The organism is Nocardia salmonicida (assembly GCF_036142455.1).
GTDB classification, from domain to species: domain Bacteria; phylum Actinomycetota; class Actinomycetes; order Mycobacteriales; family Mycobacteriaceae; genus Nocardia; species Nocardia salmonicida.
Genome location: NZ_CP108014.1, coordinates 6,044,369 through 6,068,255 on the forward strand (window position 1 = coordinate 6,044,369; position 23,887 = coordinate 6,068,255).

24 protein-coding genes and 3 tRNA genes are annotated in these 23,887 nt (G+C 67.3%); 12 read left to right on the top strand and 15 right to left on the bottom strand.

What is annotated here, in order from left to right:
- The first annotated feature begins 15 nt into the window (after nucleotides 1-15).
- From OHS03_RS28280 to OHS03_RS28295, 4 genes are all read left to right on the top strand, one after another.
- Nucleotides 16-89, top strand: a tRNA-Ile gene (locus OHS03_RS28280).
- A 29-nt stretch (nucleotides 90-118) separates the two neighbouring features.
- Nucleotides 119-226 (top strand): DLW-39 family protein, encoded by a 108-nt coding sequence (locus OHS03_RS28285; RefSeq protein WP_214516728.1) that lies wholly within the window; start codon nucleotides 119-121, stop codon nucleotides 224-226.
- Nucleotides 227-258: 32 nt separating this feature from the next.
- A tRNA-Ala gene (locus OHS03_RS28290) sits at nucleotides 259-331 on the top strand.
- 5 nt (nucleotides 332-336) lie between these two features.
- Entirely contained in the window at nucleotides 337-1,236 is a 900-nt protein-coding gene (locus tag OHS03_RS28295; protein WP_328658256.1) for an acyl-CoA dehydrogenase family protein, read from the top strand.
- Here OHS03_RS28295 and OHS03_RS28300 read toward each other — a convergent pair whose 3' ends face one another.
- A complete protein-coding gene (locus OHS03_RS28300) occupies nucleotides 1,237-2,820 on the bottom strand; it encodes a serine hydrolase (protein WP_328658257.1) in 1,584 nt (527 codons plus the stop codon).
- Between the two features lie 607 nt (nucleotides 2,821-3,427).
- Between OHS03_RS28300 and OHS03_RS28305 the strand changes: the two genes are divergently transcribed.
- Together OHS03_RS28305 and OHS03_RS28310 are read left to right on the top strand one after the other, a co-directional pair.
- On the top strand, nucleotides 3,428-4,429 hold the full coding sequence (locus OHS03_RS28305; RefSeq protein WP_328658260.1) for an ATP-binding cassette domain-containing protein: 1,002 nt from the start codon (nucleotides 3,428-3,430) through the stop codon (nucleotides 4,427-4,429).
- A 56-nt stretch (nucleotides 4,430-4,485) separates the two neighbouring features.
- A complete protein-coding gene (locus OHS03_RS28310) occupies nucleotides 4,486-5,280 on the top strand; it encodes an ABC transporter permease (RefSeq protein WP_056822830.1) in 795 nt (264 codons plus the stop codon).
- A 13-nt stretch (nucleotides 5,281-5,293) separates the two neighbouring features.
- On the opposite strand, the gene OHS03_RS28315 is transcribed toward OHS03_RS28310, so the two are convergent.
- Nucleotides 5,294-5,443, bottom strand: a complete 150-nt coding sequence (locus tag OHS03_RS28315) for a hypothetical protein (protein ID WP_165610294.1) — start codon at nucleotides 5,441-5,443, stop codon at nucleotides 5,294-5,296.
- A gap of 52 nt (nucleotides 5,444-5,495) precedes the next feature.
- On the opposite strand from OHS03_RS28315, the gene OHS03_RS28320 reads away from it, so the two are divergent.
- Nucleotides 5,496-6,029, top strand: coding sequence for a peptidylprolyl isomerase (locus tag OHS03_RS28320; protein ID WP_056822577.1), 534 nt, complete (start codon nucleotides 5,496-5,498; stop codon nucleotides 6,027-6,029).
- A 70-nt stretch (nucleotides 6,030-6,099) separates the two neighbouring features.
- On the opposite strand, the gene OHS03_RS28325 is transcribed toward OHS03_RS28320, so the two are convergent.
- On the bottom strand, nucleotides 6,100-6,549 hold the full coding sequence (locus OHS03_RS28325; RefSeq protein WP_063055334.1) for a PH domain-containing protein: 450 nt from the start codon (nucleotides 6,547-6,549) through the stop codon (nucleotides 6,100-6,102).
- 84 nt (nucleotides 6,550-6,633) lie between these two features.
- Nucleotides 6,634-6,897, bottom strand: a complete 264-nt coding sequence (crgA, locus tag OHS03_RS28330; RefSeq protein ID WP_056822573.1) for a cell division protein CrgA — start codon at nucleotides 6,895-6,897, stop codon at nucleotides 6,634-6,636.
- A gap of 93 nt (nucleotides 6,898-6,990) precedes the next feature.
- Between crgA and OHS03_RS28335 the strand changes: the two genes are divergently transcribed.
- The 3 genes from OHS03_RS28335 (at nucleotide 6,991) to OHS03_RS28345 (ending at nucleotide 8,933) form a co-directional block, all read left to right on the top strand.
- Complete coding sequence (locus tag OHS03_RS28335; protein WP_328658262.1) at nucleotides 6,991-7,653, top strand: aminodeoxychorismate/anthranilate synthase component II; 663 nt, start codon at nucleotides 6,991-6,993, stop codon at nucleotides 7,651-7,653.
- The gene (locus OHS03_RS28340) at nucleotides 7,650-8,330 is read left to right on the top strand and encodes a RibD family protein (protein WP_328658265.1); all 681 of its coding nucleotides are present in this window, start codon (nucleotides 7,650-7,652) and stop codon (nucleotides 8,328-8,330) included. The genes OHS03_RS28335 and OHS03_RS28340 overlap by 4 nt, the downstream gene beginning before the upstream one ends.
- A 144-nt stretch (nucleotides 8,331-8,474) precedes the next feature.
- The gene (locus OHS03_RS28345) at nucleotides 8,475-8,933 is read left to right on the top strand and encodes a deaminase (RefSeq protein WP_056822568.1); all 459 of its coding nucleotides are present in this window, start codon (nucleotides 8,475-8,477) and stop codon (nucleotides 8,931-8,933) included.
- Nucleotide 8,934: 1 nt separating this feature from the next.
- Here the strand turns inward: OHS03_RS28345 and OHS03_RS28350 are convergent, their stop codons facing one another.
- From OHS03_RS28350 to OHS03_RS28385, 8 genes are all read right to left on the bottom strand, one after another.
- Nucleotides 8,935-9,354, bottom strand: coding sequence for a CBS domain-containing protein (locus OHS03_RS28350; RefSeq protein WP_056822566.1), 420 nt, complete (start codon nucleotides 9,352-9,354; stop codon nucleotides 8,935-8,937).
- A 101-nt stretch (nucleotides 9,355-9,455) separates the two neighbouring features.
- Entirely contained in the window at nucleotides 9,456-11,351 is a 1,896-nt protein-coding gene (gene pknB, locus OHS03_RS28355) for a Stk1 family PASTA domain-containing Ser/Thr kinase (RefSeq protein ID WP_328658267.1), read from the bottom strand.
- Nucleotides 11,348-12,874: a protein kinase domain-containing protein gene (locus tag OHS03_RS28360; protein ID WP_328658269.1), complete on the bottom strand. Its 1,527-nt coding sequence runs from the start codon at nucleotides 12,872-12,874 to the stop codon at nucleotides 11,348-11,350. Before OHS03_RS28360 ends, pknB begins: the two co-directional genes overlap by 4 nt.
- Before the next feature lie 37 nt (nucleotides 12,875-12,911).
- Complete coding sequence (locus tag OHS03_RS28365) at nucleotides 12,912-14,384, bottom strand: peptidoglycan D,D-transpeptidase FtsI family protein (protein ID WP_056822559.1); 1,473 nt, start codon at nucleotides 14,382-14,384, stop codon at nucleotides 12,912-12,914.
- Entirely contained in the window at nucleotides 14,381-15,853 is a 1,473-nt protein-coding gene (locus OHS03_RS28370) for an FtsW/RodA/SpoVE family cell cycle protein (RefSeq protein WP_328658270.1), read from the bottom strand. The genes OHS03_RS28365 and OHS03_RS28370 overlap by 4 nt, the downstream gene beginning before the upstream one ends.
- Nucleotides 15,853-17,304 carry a PP2C family protein-serine/threonine phosphatase gene (locus tag OHS03_RS28375; RefSeq protein WP_328658272.1) on the bottom strand — a complete coding sequence of 484 codons (1,452 nt, stop codon included), beginning with the start codon at nucleotides 17,302-17,304 and terminating at the stop codon, nucleotides 15,853-15,855. The genes OHS03_RS28370 and OHS03_RS28375 overlap by 1 nt, the downstream gene beginning before the upstream one ends.
- Nucleotides 17,301-17,777 (bottom strand): FHA domain-containing protein FhaB/FipA, encoded by a 477-nt coding sequence (locus OHS03_RS28380; RefSeq protein ID WP_062992366.1) that lies wholly within the window; start codon nucleotides 17,775-17,777, stop codon nucleotides 17,301-17,303. The genes OHS03_RS28375 and OHS03_RS28380 overlap by 4 nt, the downstream gene beginning before the upstream one ends.
- 168 nt (nucleotides 17,778-17,945) lie before the next feature.
- Complete coding sequence (locus tag OHS03_RS28385) at nucleotides 17,946-19,373, bottom strand: FHA domain-containing protein (RefSeq protein WP_328658274.1); 1,428 nt, start codon at nucleotides 19,371-19,373, stop codon at nucleotides 17,946-17,948.
- Between the two features lie 219 nt (nucleotides 19,374-19,592).
- Here OHS03_RS28385 and OHS03_RS28390 point away from each other — a divergent pair.
- Nucleotides 19,593-19,675 (top strand) — tRNA-Leu (locus OHS03_RS28390).
- Between the two features lie 51 nt (nucleotides 19,676-19,726).
- On the opposite strand, the gene OHS03_RS28395 is transcribed toward OHS03_RS28390, so the two are convergent.
- Genes OHS03_RS28395 through OHS03_RS28405 form a run of 3 tightly spaced genes read right to left on the bottom strand, consistent with a single transcriptional unit; the run spans nucleotide 19,727 to nucleotide 21,784 of the window.
- Entirely contained in the window at nucleotides 19,727-20,263 is a 537-nt protein-coding gene (locus tag OHS03_RS28395; RefSeq protein WP_328658276.1) for a TetR/AcrR family transcriptional regulator, read from the bottom strand.
- A complete protein-coding gene (locus tag OHS03_RS28400; RefSeq protein WP_328658278.1) occupies nucleotides 20,260-21,102 on the bottom strand; it encodes an alpha/beta fold hydrolase in 843 nt (280 codons plus the stop codon). Before OHS03_RS28400 ends, OHS03_RS28395 begins: the two co-directional genes overlap by 4 nt.
- Nucleotides 21,103-21,145: 43 nt before the next feature.
- The gene (locus OHS03_RS28405) at nucleotides 21,146-21,784 is read right to left on the bottom strand and encodes a class I SAM-dependent methyltransferase (protein WP_328658281.1); all 639 of its coding nucleotides are present in this window, start codon (nucleotides 21,782-21,784) and stop codon (nucleotides 21,146-21,148) included.
- Nucleotides 21,785-21,867: 83 nt separating this feature from the next.
- Between OHS03_RS28405 and OHS03_RS28410 the strand changes: the two genes are divergently transcribed.
- Nucleotides 21,868-23,301 carry a hypothetical protein gene (locus OHS03_RS28410; protein ID WP_407942526.1) on the top strand — a complete coding sequence of 478 codons (1,434 nt, stop codon included), beginning with the start codon at nucleotides 21,868-21,870 and terminating at the stop codon, nucleotides 23,299-23,301.
- Nucleotides 23,302-23,887: the final 586 nt, after the last annotated feature.

Consider the following 23,887-nt stretch of genomic DNA (forward strand, 5'->3'; position numbering starts at 1 on the left):
GATCGAAATGAGTTCGGGCCTATAGCTCAGGCGGTTAGAGCGCTTCGCTGATAACGAAGAGGTCGGAGGTTCAAGTCCTCCTAGGCCCACTCCCGAACAGCACAGTAGGGTGGGAATCATGAAGATTGTCCTCATGGTCGGTGTTGTGATCGCCGTTCTCATCGGTGTCAACAAATTCCGCAAGCGCGACGACGCAGACCTCTGGCGCGAGGTCACCACCCGCTGATTTCGGGTTGCCAACTGGTCAGCGACCAGTAAGGGGCCTTAGCTCAATTGGCAGAGCACTGCCTTTGCAAGGCAGGGGTTAGGGGTTCGATTCCCCTAGGCTCCACATCTGTGAATTCCTCGGTATTCGATTTTCTCCTCACCGCCACCCCCGCCGACTCGGTTTCGACTGACTTCGCGGCGGAATGGGCACGTCACCGCGCACGGTCCCGCGATTTCGCGAGTTCCATCGACCGCGCGGCGATCGCCGGATTCGACAGTGCCGGCACAGGTCCCGCGTTTCTCGGGGGATATCAGGAAGCGCTGCACGCGCTGGTGCCCTCGCTCGATCCCACCGAGCTGTCCTCGATGTGCGCGACCGAAGGCGCCGGCGCGCGGCCGTCGACGATGACCACCACGGTGGGCGAGGACGGCGCCGTCAGCGGAACGAAATCCTTTGCCACGCTCGGTACGTTCGCCGATCGGTTCCTGGTGATCGCCCGATCCGGTACCCAGCCCGACGGCAGGCCGATCCTGCGAGCTGTGCTGGTGCCCGCCGGTGCGGCCGCCGCGGTGTCGCCGTTGCCCGCGTTGCCGTTCGCGCCCGAGATCCCGCACGCGGGAGTCACCTTCGATGCCGCGCCGGGCGAAATGCTGCCCGGTGACGGCTACACGGACTATCTGAAGCCGTTCCGGACGGTCGAGGACCTGCATGTGGTGGCCGCTGTGCTCGGTCAGCTGGTTCGGGTGGCCAGGTTGTCCCAGTGGCCTGCTGAGCCCGTAGAACAGCTGCTGGCGCTGTTTGCGGCGGTACGTGGGGTCGGCGCCGAGGATCCGAGCTCTCCGGGTGTGCACATCGCGCTCGGCGGTCTCTTCGATCGGCTGACCGGCTTGCGGGCCGAACTGGAGCCACTGTGGGCGCCGGTGGACCCCGAGGTCAGGAAGCGCTGGGAGCGTGACGTTCCGCTGCTCGGGGTGGCGGGCAAGGTCAGGGCGGCGCGGCTGGCGACCGCATGGCGCGCGCTCGCCTGATCAACCGCTCTTGGCGAAGGTGCCGAGGCCGTTCTCGTCGAAGTAATCGATGGTCAGCCTGCCGTCGGTGAACCGTGCCGAGGAGACGCTGCCGGGCGGGGCGTTCTCGCCGCTGGGCTCGAAGGCGAAGGTGTCGCCCTCCCAGTGCCGCAGTGGGTACTCCCGCCGTGCGGGGCCGATGGTGAGGACCAGGCCGGTCGGTGTCGCCGAGATCGTCGCGGGGCCCCAGTAGTCGCTGTCGTAGGTGCCCGTGTAGGTCGACAGTGCCTGTGCGGGAGCCGGATCGGACGGGGCAGTCTTGCCGGACAGGTCGCCTTCCGGTGCGTCGGCCGCGACGAACGCGTCGCGGTACAGCCCGCGCCAGTCCTCGCGCACCTCGCCGAACTGCACCAGATCGCCGAACTCGGCGGTCAGGGTCTCCGGAATGCCCAGCGGCGCCGCGTTCGTCAGCGCGACGATGGCCACGTCGGCGGACGGGATCACCAGGAAGTTGGTCGCCGCGCCGAGGGAGAAGGCGCCGGAATGGCTGTTGGCGGTGCGACCCGCCGAGGAGACCGACACGTTGAAGCCGTACCCGTAGCTGCCTGCCCGTGCGGTGGGGGTCGTGGGCGGCGCCGAGACGATCTGGGGTGTGACGGCGGGCAGCAGGGCTTCGGGCGGGGCGATGGTGGTCGCGCCCGTCGTGCCGTCGCCGAGCAGCATCGTGAGCCAGCGGGCCATGTCGTTCACCGACGAGCTCGCGCCGCCCGCGGGGGACTGGGGGTCGGGGTCGCGCACGTAGCGGGCGACCCATTCGCCGTCGATGTTCACGTGCCCCACCGCGTGATTCGGACGGGCACGGAAGTCGTCGAAGCGAGAGCTGGTGTCGCGCATGCCGAGCGGTGTGTAGAGGGCATCGGCCGACAGCTGGGCCCAGTCCTTGCCGGCCGCCGCGGCGACGGATTCGGCCGCGGCGGTGAGCCCGAAGTTGGTGTAGTGGTAGGTGACGCGGAACGGGTCGAGGGGTTCGAGGCGAAGTTTGTCGAGGATCGCGGCCTGGTCGTAGCCGAGGTCTTCGAGCCGATCGCCCGCGTGGTCGGGCAGGCCGCTGCGGTGCGCGAACAGGTCGCCGACGGTGAGTTGGGCCGTGGTGGCGGGATCGGCCAGCGCGAACGACGGGAGATGAGCGACCACCGGCGTCGTCCACTCGACCGTGTTCGCGCCGACCTGGTTGGCCACGACGGTCGCGGCGAGCGACTTCGACACCGAGGCGAGCTGGAAGACGGTATCGGCGTCGATCTTGTCCGGAGCGCCGGCTTCGCGAACTCCGAAACCCTTGGCATACACGGTCTTTCCACCGTGGACGACGGCCACAGCCATCCCTGGGATACCACTGGAGTCCATCAGCGAGCCCGCCAGTTCGTCGAGGCGACCGATGGCCTTGTCGACCGCGTCGGCGGGCAGGGCGACGCCGGCGACTTGATTCGGGGGGACCTCGGCGGAGGGCGTCGCGGTGGGGTGTTCGTCGTCGGTGGAGCCGGTGCAGCCGACCAGGATCGTCATCGATAAGACGACCCCGGCGATCGCACCGCGACCAGGCACCATGGGGCGACGATAACCCTGGTAGCCGGGTGATCGCCGGAACGTGGCCGGACTGTGACGCTCGGCGTATCGGTGCGCATCGGGTGGTGTACCGAGCTGCGACCTTGCCGGAAAATGGGGAGCGGGCCTCGGCGAAGGGGGGGAGTTAGCCGAGGCCCGCGTAGGGTCGGCCCGGGGGGGAGGGGCCGACGTGAACGATCCTACGCGATACGCGCGGAATTAGTGTGCGCGCACCTGGCGAGTTGGCGAGATTTTCCTGGTGTCGGCGCGGGTATCGGTGGTGGTCCGGGGTGCGGCGAGGGGCCGGTGTGGGCGCTCGATACCTGTCAGGTGTCTTACGAAGAACGGAATCGGCTGGTACGCAAGGTTTTACGGGGAATTGCCGGTGAACATGTTCTCGTGCCGCGCCTGGCAACCACCCAGGGAACCGACGTACTCGTTCGTGCTCTGTGACAGAAAATCAGTCCGATTCGCCGCGTGTCGCATCGCGTCGGCATGTCGAACAATTGTGTACGTCTGAAGCGCGGGCCCGCTGAAATTTGGGGTGCGACTTGTCGGTGGGTAGGGCAATACTGGGCAAAACATCGCCAACCACGACTTCAGGAGAATCATGCCCGACGCAATCGTCGCCGAGGGTCTGGTCAAACGGTACGGGCAGCTCGTCGCCCTGGACGGACTCGACCTGTCCGTTCCGGAAGGTACCGTCACCGCGCTTCTCGGCCCCAATGGCGCGGGAAAGACCACGACTGTTCGCGTTCTCACCACTCTGCTGATACCCGATGAGGGCACCGCCACCGTCGCGGGCATCGACGTACTCAACAATCCACAGGCCCTGCGCTCGCGCATCGGCGCCTCCGGCCAGTATTCCGCGGTCGACGAATACCTCACCGGCTTCGAGAATCTCGAGATGGTCGGCAGGCTCTACCACCTCGGCACCCAGCGCAGTAAGGAACGGGCCCGCGAACTGCTCGACCGCTTCCGGCTCAGCGACGCCGCCGACCGTCCGGTGAAGGGCTACTCCGGCGGTATGCGCAGGCGCCTGGACCTGGCGGGCGCGCTGGTGGCCAATCCGCCGGTGCTGTTCCTCGACGAGCCGACCACCGGTCTCGACCCGCGTGCCCGGCTCGATCTGTGGGATGTCATCGAGGAACTGGTCGCCGGCGGCACCACGCTGCTGCTCACCACCCAGTACATGGACGAGGCCGACCGCCTCGCCGATTCGATCGCGGTGATCGACCGCGGCAAGGTGATCGCGCGCGGCACGGCCGACGAACTCAAGGCCCTCGTCGGTGGCGACCGGATCGAACTCACCGTCGGCGCCGTCGACCAACTGGCCGTCGCCCAGCAGGTGCTCAGTGGGCTCGCCGATGGCGAGATCCATCTCGAACCCGGGCTGCGCAAGCTCATCGTGCCGGTGGCCGACGGATCGCAGGACCTGGTCACCGCGATCGGCAGGCTCACCGAGCACAAGGTGGACATCAACGATGTCGCACTACGCAGACCCTCGCTCGACGACGTCTTCCTGACGCTCACCGGGCACGAGGCCGAAGAACTCGTCAACGGCGATCGCGAGTCGGAGACCGTGGGCGCCGCGGAAGGAAAGAACCGATGAGCGTCGCACTCGACAAGGCCGAGGTGCACCGTCCCAGCCTCGGCGAACGACTGTCGATGGTGGTGAGCGACAGCATCACTATCGCCAAACGCAATGTCATCAAGATCAAGCGCGTGCCCGACGTGCTGATCTTCACGACGATGTCGCCGATCATGTTCGTGCTCATGTTCGCCTACGTCTTCGGCTCGGCGATCAAGGTCGAGGGTGTGGAAGGCGGCTACCGAGAATTCCTGATCGCGGGCATCTTCGTTCAGACCGTGGTGTTCGGCGCCTCGTTCACCGGCGCGAGCTTGGCCGAGGACATGCAGAAGGGCATCATCGACCGATTCCGGACACTGCCGATGGCGTCATCGGCAGTGTTGGTCGGTCGCACCGTCAGCGATGTGGTGATCAACATCGTGAGCCTGGTGGTGATGTCGCTGACCGGCCTGCTCGTCGGCTGGCGTATCCGCGGGTCGTTCCTCGATGCGGTGCTGGCCTACGCGTTGATGTTGCTTTTCGCGTACGCGTTGTCGTGGATGATGGCCGTGGTCGGCCTGCTCGTACGGGCACCGGAGGTGTTCAACAACGCCAGCTTCATGGTGATCTTCCCGCTGACGTTCCTGTCCAACGCGTTCGTGCCGATCGACGCTCTGCCGACACCGCTGCGGGTGTTCGCCGAGTGGAATCCGATGTCCGCGGTCACCCAGGCGGTGCGCAACCTGTTCGGCAACGTCAACCCGCTGGCGCCACCCTCGCAGGCTTGGACGATGCAGCATCCGATCACCACATCGCTGGTCTGGATCGTGGTGATCCTGGTCGTGTTCGTGCCGCTGGCTCAGATCCAGTACAAGAAGTCGGTCAGCCGCTGATCGACAGCCGGAACTAGTGCGCCGAGCCGTTGCGGGAATACCCCAGACGCGGCGGCTCGGCGGCCGGTTCCGGCAGTTGCGGACGCTTGGCGCGGGCCAGGTAGGCCAGGGCGCCCGCCCCGGCGAGCGCGAGCGACGCGAGCAGTGGATTACGAAGCTTCATTCGACCACTGTGGCACAAACGGATTCGGCGTGCCGCGTGGCACCATAACTGCGTGACCTCACCCAACCAGACGGCCGTGGCGACTCTGCACACCAACCACGGCGATATCAGGATCGCGCTTTTCGGTAACCACGCCCCGAAGACGGTGCGCAACTTCGTCGGTCTCGCCGACGGCACCGCGCCGTACTCCACCGTCAATGCCGGAGGTACGGAAAGTGGCCCGTTCTACGACGGCGCCGTCTTTCACCGGATCATCCCGGGGTTCATGATCCAGGGCGGCGATCCGACAGGCACCGGCCGAGGTGGGCCGGGCTTCGAGTTCGCCGATGAGTTCCACCCGGATCTACGCTTCGACCGCGGCTATCTGCTCGCGATGGCCAATGCGGGCGCCGGTACCGAGACCAATGGTTCACAGTTCTTCATCACCGTCGGCGCGCAGCCGCATCTCAACCGCAAGCACTCGATCTTCGGCGAGGTGGTCGACCCCGATTCGCGCAAGGTGGTCGACGCGATCGCCTCGGTGAAGACCGATCGCAATGATCGCCCGACCGACCCGGTCATCATCTCAGCCGTGAGTATCGACTGATCACAGCCACAAAAAACTCCCCGCCGTGACGAATCACGGCGGGGAGTCCTTTGCTTCACGTGAAACAACGTCAGTCGGAGGTCACCGAGGCGAAGCCGTTGACGACCAGCGTGTCGTACACATCGTGGGGGTTGGTGCCGAGGTCCCAGCGGCCGAAGATCAGCAAGCGCTCGGTGCCCTCGTGGTGCACGTCGACCTCGAGCATCGCGCTTTTGCGGCCGATCCGGCGGTAGGACACCATCCGAATCCGGTCGATCCGGTCGATCGGGTAGTCTTTCGGACCGGTGAACGTGCCGACCACCAGGCGCGGCGCGGCGCCGGGAATCATGGTGAGCCGGGGGCGCTGCCGGAAACCGAGCACGGCCGTTGCCAGCACCGCCACAGCGGCGACGCCGACGAGTAGCCTGCTCGGCCCGTCCTGAGCGAGAATTGCGGCCACGACCAGCAGGATTCCGCCGCCGGTGACGACGAGCAGGCCTGCGGTAGGGGTCGACCACGAGACAGGTTGTGCGTCGTTCACGCGGTTGTTCGCCCCTCTATCCTCGAGTTGTGCACAGGGTTATCCACAGGTGTGCATGAATAACACGGGTGTAATCCGCTGCGATCAGCGCCATCGCATGGTCATGATCAGGCCGACGACCATCAGGCCGAACCCGATCAGGAAGTTCCAGGCACCCAGATCGAGCATGAAAGCGATGTGGTCCTGTGCCAGGTAGTAAACGATCAGCCACACCAGGCCGGCGAGCATGAAGCCCAGCATGATCGCGACGTACCAGACCGGCGACGGCCCCGCTTTCACCTTCACCGGCGTACGGCTGGCGGGGCTCGGGGTGTAGTCGGCCTTCTTGCGGACCTTGGACTTGGGCATGACGTCCTCGAATTCGGAGTACAGGTAACTCCTAGGCTATCCCACCAGGTAATGGATGCGACGACCTACTGGGTCGCCACGTACCCTCGACGCATGCGTGTATTGGTCGTCGACAACTACGACAGCTTCGTGTTCAACCTGGTCCAGTACCTAGGCCAGCTTGGTGCCGACGTCGTGGTCTGGCGCAATGACGATCCCCGCCTCGACGATCTGGACACCCTGCTCACCACCGGCGACGAGGGCGGCGCGTTCGACGGCGTGTTGGTGAGCCCCGGCCCCGGCAGCCCCGACCGGGCGGGAGCGAGCATCCCGCTCGTGCACGCGGCCGCGAAGCACACCATGCCGCTGCTCGGCGTGTGCCTCGGACATCAGGCGATCGGCGAGGCGTTCGGCGGCACCGTCGACCGAGCGCCCGAACTGCTGCACGGCAAGACCAGCGACGTGTTCCATCTCGGGTCCGGCGTGTTGGCCGGGCTACCCGACCCCTTCACCGCCACCCGCTACCACTCGCTGACCGTTCTCCCCGACACCATGCCCGACGAACTCGTGGTCGTCGGCCACACCGAGAGCGGCATCGTGATGGCGGTGCGTCACCGCACTCTGCCCATCCACGGCGTGCAATTCCACCCCGAGTCCGTGCTCACCCAGGGCGGGCACCGGATGCTCGCCAACTGGCTGGAGGTCTGCGGCGAACGTCCGTCGGAGGCACTCGTCGCCACGCTCGAGGCGGAGGTCGCCGCGCTGGTGACCAAATGAAGGTTTTGCTCTCGGTGGCGGCCAGTCTCGACGGCTATATCGATGACGCGAGTGCGCAGCGACTCCTGCTGTCGAACACGGCCGACTTCGATCGGGTCGACCAGATCCGCGCCGAATCCGACGCGATCCTGATCGGTGCGCAGACACTGCGCAGCGACAATCCCCGGTTGCTCGTGAACAGCGCCGAGCGCCGGGCCGCGCGGGTGGCGGCGGGCAAACCGGAGTATCCGGTGAAAGTGACCGTCACCGATTCCGGTGATCTCGATCCACACCTGAGCTTCTGGCACACCGGCGGCGACAAACTCGTCTACACCTCCAGCGCGGGCGCCGCGAAGCTGGGCGATCGGCTCGACGGACTCGCCGAGGTGGTCAGCCTCGGTGAGCGACTCGCGCTCTCCGCTCTCGTCACCGACCTCGGCGACCGAGGCATCCACAGGCTCATGGTCGAAGGCGGCACCGGCATGCACACCGGCTTCCTCGCCGCCGACCTGGTCGACGAGATCCGCCTGGCGATCGCTCCGATCCTGGTCGGCGACCCGGCGGCCCCACGCTTCGTCGGACCGGCCGATTTCCCCGGCGGCGCCGGTCGCAGGCTGCACCTGGCGGGTGTGGAACAACTTGGGGATGTCGCTGTGCTGAACTACCTGGTCAGACCTGATTCCAGGCCCCGCAACTAACTGGTACCGCGAATGGAATCACTGCACTGACCTGGGAAAATCGCACTGTCCACAGTTCGCGGACAACTTTTCTCCACACCTGAACATGACAGATTCCACATCACGCGAGGGTTGTGGATAACTCGCCCACCACAGGGAAAAGACATGAGCTACGACGACACCGACCACCGGTTCATGCACAGGGCGATAGAACTCGCCAGGAACTGTCCCCCCAGCGAGACGGCCTATTCGGTCGGCGCGGTGATCGTCGCCGACGGGGTGGAGATCGCGACCGGCTTCTCCCGCGAAACCGACGCGAAGGTACACGCCGAAGAGGCCGCGCTGAACAAGCTCGACCCCGACGACCCCCGCCTGACCAGGGCAACGATCTACAGCACCCTCGAACCGTGCTCCACCCGCGCCACCGCGACCCGGCCGCCGTGCACCGATCGCATTCTGGCCGCGGGCATTCCCACGGTGGTCATCGCCTGGCGCGAGCCGAGCCTGTTCGTCGCCGCCTGCGAGGGTGTGGACAAACTCCGCACCCACGGCGTGCGTGTAGTGGAGCTCACCGACCTGGCCACCGAAGCCATGTCGATGAACACCCACCTGGATTTGAGCTAGCTCACGGCCGTCCGTAGATGGCGGTCACGAATTCGCCGAGCTGATTGTCGTCGAGGTGGCGAGCGAGATCGGCCTCGCTGATCATTCCGACCAGGCGCTTGTTCTCGATCACCGGCATCCGCTTCACCCGGTGCGACTCCATCTGGTCGAGCACGTCTTCCACATCGGCGTCCGCGCTCACCCATCGCGGTGTCGACTCGCAGAGTTCCGCGGCCGTCGTCAGATCGGGAGACAGTCCGAGCGCGACGCACTTCACCACGATGTCGCGGTCGGTGATGATGCCGCACATGCGCTCGTCGTCATCGGCGACGACGAGCGACCCGACTCCGAGATCGGCCATCGCCGTCGCCGCGGTCGCCACGGTGTCACCGCGGGTGATCCACTGCGCACCGGGCTTCATGATGTCCCTGGCTGTCGTCATAGGGGCTATACCTCCTCGTCAGCAACGCTGGATGGGATGAAAGCAGCCTCATTCTGCGCCCGTGTAGGCGCGACAGACGCGTTCGCCATCCAATCGAGACCTCAACGCGGAATCGGTGAAGCTCCTACATGCAGCACCACATTGCCGTTGATCGTCACTGTCGAACCGGCCGCCGGACTCTGCCCGACGACCTTGCCCGAGGCATTGCCGTCGAGGGTGATCACCGTGGTCTGGCTGAGCTGACCGGTCCACCCTTCGCCGCGCAGTCTTTCCTGGGCCTGCACCGGCGTGAGCCCGGTGAGATCGGGGACGGTGATGCGGTCACCGGCGGAGACCTGGACCGTGATGGTCGAGCCCTTCTCCGCGTTGCTGCCGCCCGCCGGGTTGGTGGCGAGCACCTGGCCCTTCGGCAGCGAGGACTTCACCTCCTGGATCTCGACCTTGAAACCGGCGGGGTCGACCAGATTCGGCTGGGCGATCGAGATGTCCTGGCCCACCACGGTCGGCACCCGGACCTGCTCCGGACCGCTGCCGATGGTGACGACGATCGGCCGGTCGATGTCGACCCGCACGCCCTCGCTCGGATCCTGCGCGATCACCTTGCCGTTCTCGGCTGTGCTCGACGCCTTGCGCACCACGTTCGGATCCATTTGCAGGCCGATCGAATTCAGCTTCTGCTCGGCCTCGGTCTGGCTCATCCCGAACAGTCGCGGCAACTGCACCTGCGTCGGGCCGGTCGAGACCTGCAACGTCACCGTGCTGCCCTCGTCGATGCGCGAACCGCCGAGCGGCTGGGTCGCGATCACATTGCCCGGCGCCACCTTGCCGTCCGGCTTCTCCTGCACGGCCACATAGAAACCGGACTGCTGTAGTTCGTTCTGCGCCTGCTGAGCCGGCTTGCCCGACAGGTCGGGAACGGCCACCTGATCAGCCCGGCTGCCCGGCCCGACCAGCACCCAGAACAACCCGAACGCCACGGCGAGCGCGGCCGCGACACCGAGCGCGATCAGCCCGGTGCGGTTACGTTCCTCGCCGGGCGGCCCGACCGCGGGGTGCTCGGAGGTGTCGTCGCGGCGATCGTGGAAGGTCCGCGGGCCCGGCTCGTCGTCGTAGTCGGTGCGGTCTTCGTCGTTCATCACCATCGGCGCGCTCGGCTTCTGCCCGCCGAGCACCCGGATCAGGTCGGCCCGCATCTCCGCGGCCGTCTGGTACCGGTTGGCCGGGTTCTTGGCCATCGCCTTGAGGATCACCGAATCGAGCTCGCGCGGTACGCCGGGGTTGACCGACGACGGCAGCGGGGGATCTTCCTTCACGTGCTGGTAGGCGACAGCGACCGGCGAGTCACCGGTGAACGGCGGCTGCCCGGTGAGGATCTCGAACAGCACACAGCCGACCGAGTACACGTCGGAGCGCGCGTCGACGGTCTCGCCGCGTGCCTGCTCGGGTGAGAGGTACTGGGCGGTGCCGATCACCGCGGCGGTCTGGGTCATCGGGTTGGCGCTGTCGGCGATCGCGCGCGCGATGCCGAAGTCCATCACCTTCACCGCACCCGCGCGGTTGATCATGATGTTGGCCGGCTTCATGTCACGGTGCACGATTCCGGCCTTATGGCTGAAATCGAGCGCGGCGCACACATCGGCCACGACTTCCATCGCCTTGCGCGGCGCCAGCGGTCCCTTGCCGCGCACGATGTCGCGCAGGGTGTCGCCCTCGACGTACTCCATGACGATGTAGGGCAGCGGCCCGCCGTCGACGGTGGCCTCGCCGGTGTCGTACACGGCCACGATGGCCGGGTGGTTCAGCGCGGCCGCGTTCTGCGCTTCGCGCTTGAACCGCAGGTAGAACGTGGGATCGCGGGCCAGATCGGCGCGCAGCACCTTGATCGCCACGTCGCGGGACAGGCGAACGTCGCGGGCGCGGTGCACCTCCGACATGCCGCCGAACCCGATGATCTCGCCCAGCTCATACCGAGAGGAGAGATTCTTCGGGGTCGTCATGGTTGTCCTATGGTCGGGCCTACGGCAGTGTCGCTGTCGGGGAACGGCAGGTCGAAGGTGGGCAGCCGGGGGCGGCCCACGGTGGTTGTTCCGCCGGCGGGCGCCGTGGTGGTCGCTTCCGGTTTGGTTGTCTTCGGCGTCGTCGTCGGCTTGGTCTTGCTGGTGGTGGTCGGCGGCGCCGTGGTGGTGGTGGGCTCGGTGGTCGTCGTCGGCGGCTCGGTGGTGGTCGTCGGACGCGGCGGTTCCGTCGTGGTCGGCGGTTCCTCGGTGACGACCGGCGGCGGCACGGGCCTGGTGGTGGTCACCGGCGGCGGCACCGGCTTGGTGGTCTGCACGGTGGTGGTCGTGGTGCCCGAATCCCGGTTCGGTTCAGTGCCGAACAGCAACCACAGCACGCCGCCACCGAGCAGCAGCGCGCCGACACCGAGCGCGATCAGCCACTTCTGGTTGTTCTTGGCGTTGCTCGCGGGGACCGGCGCCGGCGCGGCCGCCTGGGTGGCCGGACCGCTGTAACCGCCGGTCGGCGGACCGACCGGGCCGCCCGGCTGATGGCCGAAGCGCATGGTCGCGCCGTCGTAGTCGGCCGCGGCGGCGGCACCGGCCGCGGCAATCGCGACGGTCGGGCCGGGCGGCAGCACCCGGGTCGCACCGGTCATCGACGGACCGGTGGCGCCGCCGGGGATCGGCGGCATGTGTCCGGCGCGCACCGCGGCCACGGCGTCGGCGAACTCGCCACCGCTGCTGTAGCGCTGCAACGGATCCTTGGCCATCGTGATGGCGATCAGTTCGTGCACGTTCGCGGGCAGGTCGTCGGGCATCGGCGGGGGCGCGTCGCGCACATGCTTCATCGCGACGGTGATCGCGCCCTCACCGGTGAACGGACGGACTCCGGCCAGTGCTTCGTAGCCGACGATGCCGAGGGAGTACACGTCGGAGGCCGCGGTGGCGTCCTCGCCGACGGCCTGTTCGGGCGCGATGTACTGGGCGGTGCCCATCACCATGCCGGTCTTGGTCACCGGCGAGGCGTCGACCGCCTTGGCGATGCCGAAGTCGGTGATCTTCACCTGACCGGTCGGCGTCACCAGGATGTTGCCCGGCTTCACGTCGCGGTGCACCACGCCTGCCGCGTGCGCGACCTCGAGCGCGCGCCCGGTCTGCTCGAGCATGTCCAGACCCTGGATGACCGAGAGCCTGCCCATGCGGTTGAGCACCGCGTTGAGCGGTTCGCCCTGCACGAGCTCCATCACCAGGTACGCGGTCTCGCCGCCCGACGGGTCGGTGGTCTCGCCGTAGTCGTAGATGCCCGCGATCCCGGGTGCGTTGAGCTGCGCGGTGGTGCGCGCTTCCACCCGGAACCGCGCACGGAAGGTCGGGTCGGCGGAGAACTCGGTTTTGAGGACCTTGACCGCCACCCGGCGATCGAGCCGGGTGTCCATCGCTTCCCACACCTGACCCATACCGCCCGTGGCGATGAGCCGCTGCAGGCGGTAGCGGTCGGCGATCATGGCGCCGTTGTTCAGCATCGGGGCCCCCGTGTTGTCACTCGCACACTCATTTCGTTCAGCCCCCTGCCAGGCCCGCGTCTAGCACAGACCTGGCGATCGGTGCCGCCACCGAACCTCCGGTGGCAGCCAACTGCCTGTTGCCGCCGTTCTCGACGATCACCGCGATGGCGATCTTCGGGTTCTGCGCGGGCGCGAAGGCCATATACCAAGCATGTGGCGGGGTGTTACGGGGATTACTGCCGTGTTCGGCGGTTCCGGTCTTCGACGCGATCTGGTAAGGCGACCGCCCACCGCCCACGGTATTGGCTTCCGAGGCGACCATCAGATCGGTCAGGGTCGACGCTACCTGGGGGCTCACCGCCTGCCCGACGCTGACCGGTTTGGTCTTGCTGAGCTCGGACAGATCGGGCGCCTGGGTCTGATCGACCAGATACGGCTGCATCCTGGTGCCGCCGTTGGCGATGGTCGCGGCGATCACCGCGACATTGAGCGGTGTCACCGACACGTCGCGCTGACCGATGCTCGACTGGCCGAGCGCGGCGTTGTCCGGGATCGGGCCGACGGTCGATTCGGCGACCGGGATCGGCACACTGGGCGGATCCTCGACTCCGATGCCGAACGCGGCGGCCTCGTCCTTGAGTTTGGCCGCGCCGACCTTCACGCCGAGTTCGACGAACGCGGTGTTGCACGAACGCCGGAACGCGTCGTAGAGGCTGGCCGTCGGCATGTCACCGCAGGTGGTGCCGTTGTAGTTCTCCAGCGTGGTGCTGGTCCCGGGCAGGGTGATGTTGGGCGCCGCCGTGAACTGGTCGTTCGGACCGGCGACACCGTTGGACAGCGCGGCCGCGGTGACGACGGTCTTGAACGTCGACCCCGGCGGATAGGTCTGCGAGACAGCGCGGTTGAGCATCGGCTGACTCGGGTCGGTGCTCAGCCGCTCCCAGGCCGCCCGACCCGCCGCGCCGTCGTGGCCCGACAGTTCGTTGGGGTCGTAGCTGGGCGTGGAGACCATGGTCAAGATCTTGCCGGTGCTCGGCTCGATCGCCACGACCGCGCCGGTGTAGCCCTTCGAGGTCATCTGTTCGTAGGCGACCTGCTGCATCATCGGATTCAGCGTGGTGAGCACGTTCGCGCCGCGCGGATCGCGCCCGGAGAACATGTCGATGAGCCGACGCCCGAACAGGCTCGAGTCGTTGCCCGAGAGCAGCGGGTCCGCGGCCAGCTCGAGCCCGGTCTTGCCGTACTGCATCGAGTAGAAGCCGGTGACCGGTGCGTACGCGGAGGGGTCGGAGGGGTATTCGCGCAGGTACTTGTACCGGTCGTCGGTCGCGACCGAGCCGGCGAGCACGGTGCCGCCCGCGGAGATCTGACCGCGCTGGCGCGAGTACTCGTCGAGCAGCACCCGTGAGTTACGCGGATCGCTACGCAGATCGTCGGCCTTGACCACCTGCAGGTAGGTCGCGTTCACGAGCAACGCCACCACCATCACCATGACGGCGACGGCGACACGACGCAGAGGTGTGTTCATTCGCTCACCCTGCTTTCCGGCCTGCGGACCAGTTCCGTGGCCGCGTCGGCGATCGGTGCGGGCGCGCGCTTACGGGCCGGTGCCGGTGCGCGAGCCGCATCGGAGATCTTCATCAACAGCCCGAGCAGCGCGTAGTTCGCCAGCAGCGACGAACCGCCGTAGGAGATGAACGGCGTGGTCAGACCGGTGAGTGGAATCAGTTTGGTGACACCGCCGACGACCACGAAGATCTGGATCGCGATGGTGAACGACAACCCGGCCGCGAGCAGCTTGCCGAAGCTGTCACGCACGGCCAGCGCGGTGCGCAGCCCGCGGACGATGAAGATCAGGAACAGCATCAGCACCGCGGTGAGCCCGATCAGGCCCAGTTCCTCGCCGATGGTGGTGACGATGAAGTCGGTCTTGGCGAAGGGCACCTGCTGGGGTCGTCCGCTGCCGAGGCCGGTGCCCGCGAGCCCGCCGGTGGCGAAGCCGAACATCGACTGCGAGATCTGGTAGCCGGTGTTGTGGTAGTCGTCGAACGGGTGCAGCCAGGTGTCCACGCGCACGCGCACATGCCCGAACAGCTCGTAGGCGAACACGAATCCGAGCGCGAGCAGCCCGCCGCCGATGATCAGCCAGCCCACCCGTTCGGTGGCGATGTAGATCATCACCAACACCGTGCTGAAAATGAGCAGCGAAGTGCCGAGGTCTTTTTCGAGCACGAGCACGCCGATGCAGACGATCCACACGATCAGGATCGGGCCCATATCGCGTGGCCGCGGCCACTCCATGCCGAGGAAGTGCTTGCCCGCCGCGGTGAACAGATCACGCTTGGCCACCAGAACGCCCGCGAAGAAGATGATCAGCAGGATCTTCGCGAATTCGCCCGGCTGCATGCTGAATCCGGGCAGCCGGATCCAGATCTTGGCGCCGTTGACTTCGGAGAACCGGCTCGGCAACAGTGCCGGAATCGCCAGCGCGACCAGCCCGACCAGGCCTAGTGTGTAGGTGTAGCGCGCCAGCGTGCGGTAGTCCCGCAAGACGATGAGCAGGCTGATGAACACCACGATGCCGAGGCCGGTCCACATGATCTGCTGGTTGGCGTCGGGGGAGGGGACCGCTGTCGCGTCGTACGCCGCCTTCTGCGCTTCGGCGAGATCGAGCCGGTGAATCAGCACCAGCCCCAATCCGTTGAGCAGCGCCACAATCGGTAGTAGGAGCGGGTCCGCGAACGGCGCGAACCGGCGCACCGCGAGATGCGCGATCCCGAACAGCGCGAGGAACGCCACCCCGTACTTGGCGATGTCGGTGGTGATCGACTGTTCCTGGCTCGCCTCGACGATGAACAACGACACCGTCGTGATGCCCGCCGCGCCCGCCAGCAACAGCAACTCCTGGTTGCGTCGCGTCGACGGCGGCGGCGCCGGCGCGAATCCACCAGGGGGACTGGGGAACGCCCCAGCCGACGGCGGTGGCGGTGCGGACATCAGTCCGTCACCCGGCAGTTCTCCCCTGAGATCTGCGGGGTTGTCGGAGGAACAGTTGTGGTGGTCGGCGCCGGGGTGGTCGTGGTCGGTGTCGAGGGCTGGTCAGGGCCGGGAGTCGGTGCGCCACCGGGGATCACCGGGGTCTGCTCGGGCGGCAGCACGCCGGGCTGGGGGACCGTTTCCTTCTTCGGGCAGGGCGGAAGGAGCTCGTTCTGCGCCAGCACCTTCATGCTGCCGCGCGCCTTGTCCAGCGAATCCGGCGGCAGGCCCTTCTGCACCTGTTCGCGCCCGGTCTGCTTCAGGTCGCTGACCATCAGCGTCTTGCAACCGCTCGGCGCGGGCTTGCCCACCTCGACGAGAGTGAGCTCGCTCTTGCTGTTCACACAGCCCGTGAGCTCCACGTCGTGGATCGAGTAGCCGAGGATCGAACCGGGCAGGCCGCGCATCACGACCACCTTGTCGTTGTCGGCGCCCACGTAGTAGTTGCTGCGAATCATCTTGTAGCCCACCACGAGTCCGATGGCCACCGCGGCGATCAACGCCAGCGACAACAGCAGCCAGCGCAGCTTGTGCGACTTCGTTTCCGGCGGCGGCGGCGCGGCGGCGGCCCGGCGCGGTTGCGCGCGGGGCGGACGCATGGCGGCGGCTCGCCCTGCCGCGGTATTCGGCGGCGGGGAGTCTTCCTCCTCCTCGGTGGAGGCGGCGCCCGCGAGAATCGGGTGGCTCTGGCCGTAGTCGAGGTCGATCACATCGGCGACGACGACGGTCACATTGTCCGGACCACCGCTGCGCAGCGCCAGCTCGATGAGCCGGTCGGCGCACTCGTCGGTGTTGCCCTCGCGCATGGTGTTGCCGATGGTCTCGTCGCTCACCACGTCCGAAAGTCCGTCGGAGCACAGCAGATAACGGTCACCGGCGCGGGCTTCGCGCATGATCAGCGTCGGCTCGATCTCGTTGCCGGTGAGGGCACGCATGATCAGCGAACGCTGCGGGTGGGTGTGCGCCTGTTCGGCGGTGATCCTTCCCTCGTCGACCAGCGACTGCACGAACGTGTCGTCGCGGGTGATCTGGGCGAGTTCGCCGTCGCGCAGCAGGTAGGCCCGCGAGTCGCCGATATGGACGAGGCCGAGCTTGCGGCCCGCGAACAGGATCGCGGTGAGCGTGGTGCCCATGCCGTCGAGTTCGGGTTCGGCCTCGACGTGGTCGGCGATGGCGGCGTTGCCGGAATGCGTGGCGTGGTCGAGCTTGCCGAGGATGTCCTCGCCCGGCTCGTCGTCGTCGAGATGCGCCAGTGCGGCGATCATCAACTGCGAGGCCACTTCTCCGGCGGCGTGCCCACCCATGCCGTCGGCCAGCGCTAACAGGCGTGCGCCCGCGTAGACCGAATCTTCGTTGTTGCCCCGGACGAGTCCGCGGTCGCTTCGCGCGGTGTAGCGCAGAACAAGTGTCACGATCGCAGCTCGATCACTGTTTTGCCGACTCGCACCGGAGTGCCGAGCGGAACACGGACGGCGGTGGTGACTTTCGCGCGGTCGAGATACGTGCCATTGGTGGAACCGAGGTCTTCCACGTACCAGTCGTCACCACGCTGAGACAGTCGCGCGTGCCTGGTCGAGGCGTAGTCGTCGGTGAGTACCAGCGTCGAATCGTCGGCGCGTCCGATGAGAACCGGTTGCGTGCCGAGGGTGATTCGAGTGCCGGCGAGTGAACCATGAGTCACCACTAGATACTTGGCGCCCTTCTGGCTTCGGCTGAAGGAGGGCAGACCGATGGATCCGCGATTACCGCGGGTTGCCCTCGGCTGTATCCGTATGCCGGATGCCGCGTAGATATCGCTGCGCAAGGTCCGCAGAACGGCCCAGACGAACAACCAGAGCAGCAGCAGGAACCCCGCGCGGGTCAATTGCAGGATCAATCCCTGCACGGCGTTCCACCTCCTGTTTGCCCGGGTACGTCGGTACGGCAGGTGCGGGCCGAACCACCCCCACCAGCGTGCTGGCTTGCGGGCCCCGAGGTCGGGACCGTGCGTGTAATGGCAGCATCATAGAGCCGACAGCGTCGACTCGTGACGTGCACCGCGCAGCTTACGGGATCAGACGATCCGGATCAGGATCTCGGAATGTCCGGCCCGGATCACGTCGCCATCGGCGAGCTGCCAATCCTGCACGGGGGAACCGTTGACGAGCGTCCCGTTGGTGGAACCAAGGTCCGAGAGCATGGCCGTCTGGCCGTCCCAGCGCACCTCGATATGCCGACGCGACACGCCCGTGTCGGGCAGCCGGAAGTGGGCATCCTGGCCGCGGCCGATGATGTTGGAACCCTCGCGCAGCGCGTAGGTGCGGCCGCTGCCGTCGTCGAGCTGGAGCGTGGCCGAGTAGCTCGACTGAGCGGCGGCGTAGCCCGCGCCCTGCTGCTGGCCGTAGCCCTGCTGGCCGTAGCCGCCTGCGGGCTGGGCGTAGCCGCCCTGCTCCTCCTGGCCGTAGGCGGGCTCGGCATAGCCGGGCTGCGCGCCGTAACCCTGCTGGCCATAGCCCTGCTGTTGGGGTTCGGCGTAGCCCTGCTGGCCGTAGCCGCCCTGCTGGTCGTAGCCCGGGTCGGCGTAGCCCTGCTGGCCGTAGCCGGCCTGCTGGCCGTAGCCCTGCTGTTGGGGTTCGGCGTAGCCCTGCTGGCCGTAGCCGCCCTGCTGGTCGTAGCCGGGCTCGGCGTAACCGGGCTGGGCGCCCTGCGCGCCGTAGCCACCCTGCTGGCTGTACGCCTGCTGGCCGTAGCCGCCCTGCTGGTCGTAACCGGGCTCGCCGTACGCGGGCGCGGCGCCGTAGCCACCCTGCTGGCCGTAGCCCTGCTGAGCGGGCGCGGCGGGGTCGTAGCCGTTCTGGTAGTCGCCACCCTGCTGGCCGTACGCGTCGCCATATCCGGGCTGCGCCTCGGGCGCGCCGTAGCCGCCACCGCGGCCGTAGTCGTCTGCCGGGTAGGGAGCCCCTGGCGCGCCGGCGGGCGGCGGTGCGTACCCGCGGTTGCGTGGATCGGACTCCGCGGGCTCTCGGCTTGGCTCGTAGCCTGAGTTATGCGTCATGGGGCCAGCTCCTGGTTGCGGGTGTGCGGGTCGTTGTGGCGGTCCGGTGCGAGGTGGGGCCGTCCCGCGACCGGCGTCGGGGTCGACGCGGCCGCTCGCTCTGAACATTCCGGTGTGCAGCGTAGGTGATGCCTCGAACGCCACGTGTACTTCGCCGTAGGTCTGCCAGCCCTGCTCCCGGATGTAATCCTGCAGATGTTTGGCGAACGCTTTGGTTGTCAGGTCGTGATCGGCGTCGAGCTTGCCGTGATCGGTTTCGTTGATCGTGATCACGTAGCTGTTCGGCGCGAGTCGATGTCCACCGTCCAGATCCTGGATCTGATCTGCGGCTTCGCGCTGCAGCGCGGCCTCCACCTCTTGGGGAACCACACTGCCGCCGAACACCCTCGCGAACACGTCACCGACAGCGCCCTGTAAGCGACGTTCGAATCTCGACACGATGCCCATCACAGCCCTCCCTTCGGTGCGCGTGTCCGCCCTCCTCGACACGCTGGTTACGGCGTGTCCGGACCCGACCACGTTCCTTGCATGATATCCACGATCCTCTACCTGGGTAACTCCCGGCGGCGCCCCCCGGTTCCCCGGCTGGATTCCGCGGCTTCGCCGCAGGTCAGGGAATCGATTTTATTTTCGCCCGCGGGGCATGTTAGATTTTTCCAGTCGCTCGGGCGAGTGGCGGAATGGCAGACGCGCTGGCTTCAGGTGCCAGTGTCCGTAAGGACGTGGGGGTTCAAGTCCCCCTTCGCCCACAAGACTAAAGGCTCGATCCTTCTGGATCGGGCCTTCTGTCGTTTCCGGGGTCAGGGGCGGGCGATGCGGAGCAGGGCGGCGCGAAGATCCGGTCGCGGGGACTGTGTGTCCAACTCGAGTAAGGCGGTTTCGGCTGTTGCCGCTACCAACAGGACGGCGACGGGCTCCGGGTCTGTCCAGCCCATCGCCGTGAGGTCGGTGGTGAGCAGGGTGGCGGCGGCGGAATTGCGGGCGCTCACTTCGGTGGCAAGGCCCGCGTCGGTTCGCGCCTGTACTAATAGGCCCTTTGTCGCGGGAGCGGCCAGGCAACCGTCGAGGTAGGCGGTGATCCCGGCCGCGAGGCGTTCCTCGCCGGGGGGTAGATCGGCGGTCGCCGTGCCGACCCGGGCGTCGAGCTCGTCGTGAAAGGCGCGGTGCAGGGCGAGTAGGTAGGACTCCCTGCTGGGCCAGTGCTGGTAGAAGCTGCCTTTGGCCATCTCGGCGGCGGCTGTGATGGCGTTGACCGAGAGCTTGCTCAGGTTCTCGGTGGCCAGCAGCTGCCTGCCCGCGTTCAACAGCGCCCGGCGACCGGGCTCGGCGGATCTCATTGCCGCATTCCAGCACGGCCCGCGAGAAACTCGCGCACGGCTTCGAGGAACAGCTCGGGGACCTCGGCGAACGGTTCGTGCCGGGTGGGCAGCAGTGCGACCGGTGCCGCGGGCAGGGCGCGGGCGATGCCGCGCCGGTTCACCAGCCAGGGGTTGCTCGGGTCGTTGCGGCCCCAGACCACCTGAACGGGAACCTCGGGGAGCAGCGGGGCGGCGCCGGCCAGGTCGACGCGCGGGTCGTCCAGGCTCCGCCAGAGACTGCGGTACACAGCGAGCCGGATCGGATCGCCCGGTATCTCACGAGCCCGCTCGAAGAGGGGCTGGACACCCTCGTTTCGTGGCGATCCCAGATACAGCCGTGCGTTCACGACCACGAACCGCCGGGCCACCGAGGGCCGCGCGATCAATCGGAACATGGCTCTGGTCACCACATTCAGTGGTGCGAACCCGGCCGACTGCACCAGCACCAGCCCGCGCACCAGGTCCGGTACGCGCTCGGCCAGGCGGACTGCCGCGTATCCGCCGACGCTGTTGCCGATCACCGTCAGCGAACCGAAACCGAGCTGCGCCAACGACTTCGACACTCGCACGGCTACGTCAGCGAGCGCGTCGACGGTGATCGCGTCCGGATCGATGACCGTCGACGCGCCGTAGCCCGGCCAGTCGATCGCCGCCACGGCCCACGTCGTGCCCAGCGTGGGAACGATCTGATCGAAGTCGCGGTGGTCGCCCGGATTCGCGTGCAGCAGGAGCAGTCCCGGCGCATCGGCGGGCGAGCGCCCGCTCAGGTGCACGACCACGTCGCCATGCGGTGTGGCGACGGTGATCGGTGTGCTCATGTCCCGACGGTAGCCATGACCGACCGGTCGGTCAAGAGTCCGATCACACCTTGCGGGCGACCAGCAGGTGGTGCGGAATCGGCGGATTCGCCAAGGTGCGCTGCTCCACGGTGAGTCCGGCGGAGCTGAGCGCCGCCACCACATCGGCGACCGGACGCAGCGTGAATCCGTAAGGGGTGAACGGCATTTTGGCCATGGCTTCGGGATCGCCGATGCCGATCACCGCGGTGCCGCCGGAGCGAAGGACGCGGGCGAGTTCGACGCAGGCGGCCGGGAGGTCGTCGAGGAAGTAGATGGTGTTGACGGTGATGGCGGCGTCGAGGCTCGCGTCGGGCAGTGGGAGCGCGGTGAGGGTGCCGTCGGCGAGCGCGAGGCGGCCCTCCGCGAGCTCCATGGCGAAACGGCCACGAGCGCGGACGTGCATATCGGCGGACGGCTCGATGCCGTGCACCATGCCTTCGGCCCCGACGCGGGCCAGCGACAACTCCAGTCCCACCCCACCGCCGAAGCCGATATCGGCGACCGTCGCGCCGGCTGTCGGCGACGCGGCATCCACAGCCGCCGCGATGGCGCGCTTGTTCCCCCGATTGAGCACGAACGCCACGCCCTTACCGAGCACACCGTGCGGATTGCCGAGCTGCCCGGCGATTGTCGTGAGCAGGCGATCTTTGACCCCGGTCATTTCGTCATCGTAGGCGGCGTTTTCGCGCCGTCGGTGCCGCAAGGTGAGCGGAATACTTCTCCTGAGCCCGGAATTCGGGTTCGATACAGACCGTGCCGTCTTCAACCCGCCGCCGCTTCCTTGCCCGCGCCGCTGTCCTGGTCCTCGCCTCGGCGTGCGCCTGGTCGGGTCCTGCGTCGGCGGACCCGGCGCCGGTCACCGGTCCGCTCGCGGCCAACCCCTTCCTCGGTCCGCTCGGGACGGCGACCATGCACGGGGACGCGGGGTCCTCGGATGTGACGCCATTGGCCGGGCCTGCTCCCGGGGCCGACGTCACGGTGTATCCGCTCGGCGCGGCTTGCCCGACACTGCTCGAAGGCGCGGATGGGCTGGTGGTGGGGCTGTGCACCGCCATCGCGGGGCAGACGCCGACGGTGTTCCTGTTCGACCCGGGTGCGTCGGGCTCGGTCGGTGGGGCGCTTGCCTCGTTGCCGTTGGCCAAGGGGAGCTTGCTCGGCGGGGTATACGCCTTTCTCGACAACGAGAATCGACTGGTGGTCGTCGACGGTGGGCGGCGGCTGTTGCGGGTCGCGCATGTTCGGGGTGAGGACGGTGCGTGGCGGTTGGTCGCCACCGTGCAGGCGGATCTGAGTGGCTCGATTCCGCAGGGCGACAACGTGACCGGACTGGTTCCCGATTGGACGGGCGATGTCTGGTTCGCGACCGGCCACGGGGTCGTCGGGTTCGTCGGACGAGAGGGGCGTGTCGCGACGGTGGCGCTGCCGTCCGGGGAACTGGTGGCCAACAGCATTTCGTCCGCGCCCAATGGTGGTGTGGCCGTGGCGAGTACACACGCGCTGTACGAGCTGCGCGCGAAAAACGATGAACCGGAGATTCTTTGGCGGTCTGCCTACGACCGTGGCACCGCGCGGAAACCGGGTCAGCTCAGCTGGGGTACCGGCTCGACGCCGACGTACTTCGGACCGGTGCGCGGCGACGAATATCTCGCCATCGTCGACAATGCCGACAACGGGGTGCGGCTGATCGTGGCGCGCTCCGGCTCGGGTGAGCAGGTCTGCTCGGTCCCGGTCCCCGTCGGCGGCAGCGAGAATTCGCCGATCGGGGTCGGTTCGTCGATCTTCGTCGCGAGTACCTACGGCTATCCGTATCCCACCGTTCCCGAGGGCGCGGGCCCGGCCGTTCCGGCGAGCGCGCCGTTCCGGGGCGGCCTGAGCCGGGTCGACCTCACTGCCGACGGATGTGTCCCGGTGTGGGACAGCGGGGTACGCAGCGCTGCCGTTCCGCGACTGTCTCTCGCCGACGGCGGCATCCACACCCTGCGCCGCATCGGACCGGACGCGACAACCCCCCTCGACGGATTCGACTATGTCGTTATCGACCCGGCAACCGGCGCTGTTCGCACCTCGACTCCGCTGCCGGGCACGGTCGCGGAGGACCCGCTGCAGATGGCCGCGCTCATCACCCGCGGCGGCGCGCTCTGGCAGGGAACCGTCACCGGGGTCGTCCGAATCGGGTGAGTGCGTCTCACACCCTGGATCCGACCTCACGCCTGTTTCGGCGGGCCCCTGACTACTGCCGCCGCGTGCCGACCTCGAAACGCCCGCCCAGCCGAAGGTCGGGTTCCTTTGCCCGCGGGCGGGTCGGATACTCCTGATTCCCGCAGGTGAGGCGAAAGTCACACTGCCCGTGCAACCTTGTATTCCGGATGTTCTTCTGCCGATATCTGTCCGTTCGGCGGCCCGTTCGCAACCAGTCGTCCGTCCAGTTTGAGGCGATGAATTCGGTGTTTCAGCGTGATTGCTGAGCGCGCATCTCGTTTGCAACGCAGTTAACAAACTTCAAGTCTCTTTTACCGTTTCAAGTAGGCGGCAACCGTAATTCCGTTGCCGAAACCCCAGGTGACAGCTATGTCCAGGACTCGGTGTGATCCGGGGCAACCTTGCTCGACATTCGCGCGCGGACTTCGCCGAGGATGCGCGACTCGTTATCGAAGGTTTGCCCGAGGTGAATTCTCGGTGCTGTCGACTGCTCGATGAATGCGGTGCCAGAAGTTTGCTGAGGGTGTGAAAATCGGTGCGTCCACAGGGCTTTGCATGTTCGCAG

Excerpts from the sequence above, each read along its gene's own strand:
- OHS03_RS28285 (WP_214516728.1), top strand. The coding sequence starts at position 119 with ATGAAGATTGTCCTCATGGTCGGTGTTGTGATCGCCGTTCTCATCGGT.
- OHS03_RS28300 (WP_328658257.1), bottom strand. The coding sequence starts at position 2,820 with ATGGTGCCTGGTCGCGGTGCGATCGCCGGGGTCGTCTTATCGATGACG.
- OHS03_RS28305 (WP_328658260.1), top strand. The coding sequence starts at position 3,428 with ATGCCCGACGCAATCGTCGCCGAGGGTCTGGTCAAACGGTACGGGCAG.
- OHS03_RS28310 (WP_056822830.1), top strand. The coding sequence starts at position 4,486 with ATGGTGGTGAGCGACAGCATCACTATCGCCAAACGCAATGTCATCAAG.
- OHS03_RS28315 (WP_165610294.1), bottom strand. The coding sequence starts at position 5,443 with ATGAAGCTTCGTAATCCACTGCTCGCGTCGCTCGCGCTCGCCGGGGCG.
- crgA (WP_056822573.1), bottom strand. The coding sequence starts at position 6,897 with ATGCCCAAGTCCAAGGTCCGCAAGAAGGCCGACTACACCCCGAGCCCC.
- OHS03_RS28335 (WP_328658262.1), top strand. The coding sequence starts at position 6,991 with ATGCGTGTATTGGTCGTCGACAACTACGACAGCTTCGTGTTCAACCTG.
- OHS03_RS28340 (WP_328658265.1), top strand. The coding sequence starts at position 7,650 with ATGAAGGTTTTGCTCTCGGTGGCGGCCAGTCTCGACGGCTATATCGAT.
- OHS03_RS28345 (WP_056822568.1), top strand. The coding sequence starts at position 8,475 with ATGAGCTACGACGACACCGACCACCGGTTCATGCACAGGGCGATAGAA.
- OHS03_RS28350 (WP_056822566.1), bottom strand. The coding sequence starts at position 9,354 with ATGACGACAGCCAGGGACATCATGAAGCCCGGTGCGCAGTGGATCACC.
- pknB (WP_328658267.1), bottom strand. The coding sequence starts at position 11,351 with ATGACGACCCCGAAGAATCTCTCCTCTCGGTATGAGCTGGGCGAGATC.
- OHS03_RS28360 (WP_328658269.1), bottom strand. The coding sequence starts at position 12,874 with ATGCTGAACAACGGCGCCATGATCGCCGACCGCTACCGCCTGCAGCGG.
- OHS03_RS28365 (WP_056822559.1), bottom strand. The coding sequence starts at position 14,384 with ATGAACACACCTCTGCGTCGTGTCGCCGTCGCCGTCATGGTGATGGTG.
- OHS03_RS28370 (WP_328658270.1), bottom strand. The coding sequence starts at position 15,853 with ATGTCCGCACCGCCACCGCCGTCGGCTGGGGCGTTCCCCAGTCCCCCT.
- OHS03_RS28385 (WP_328658274.1), bottom strand. The coding sequence starts at position 19,373 with ATGGGCATCGTGTCGAGATTCGAACGTCGCTTACAGGGCGCTGTCGGT.
- OHS03_RS28395 (WP_328658276.1), bottom strand. The coding sequence starts at position 20,263 with ATGAGATCCGCCGAGCCCGGTCGCCGGGCGCTGTTGAACGCGGGCAGG.
- OHS03_RS28400 (WP_328658278.1), bottom strand. The coding sequence starts at position 21,102 with ATGAGCACACCGATCACCGTCGCCACACCGCATGGCGACGTGGTCGTG.
- OHS03_RS28405 (WP_328658281.1), bottom strand. The coding sequence starts at position 21,784 with ATGACCGGGGTCAAAGATCGCCTGCTCACGACAATCGCCGGGCAGCTC.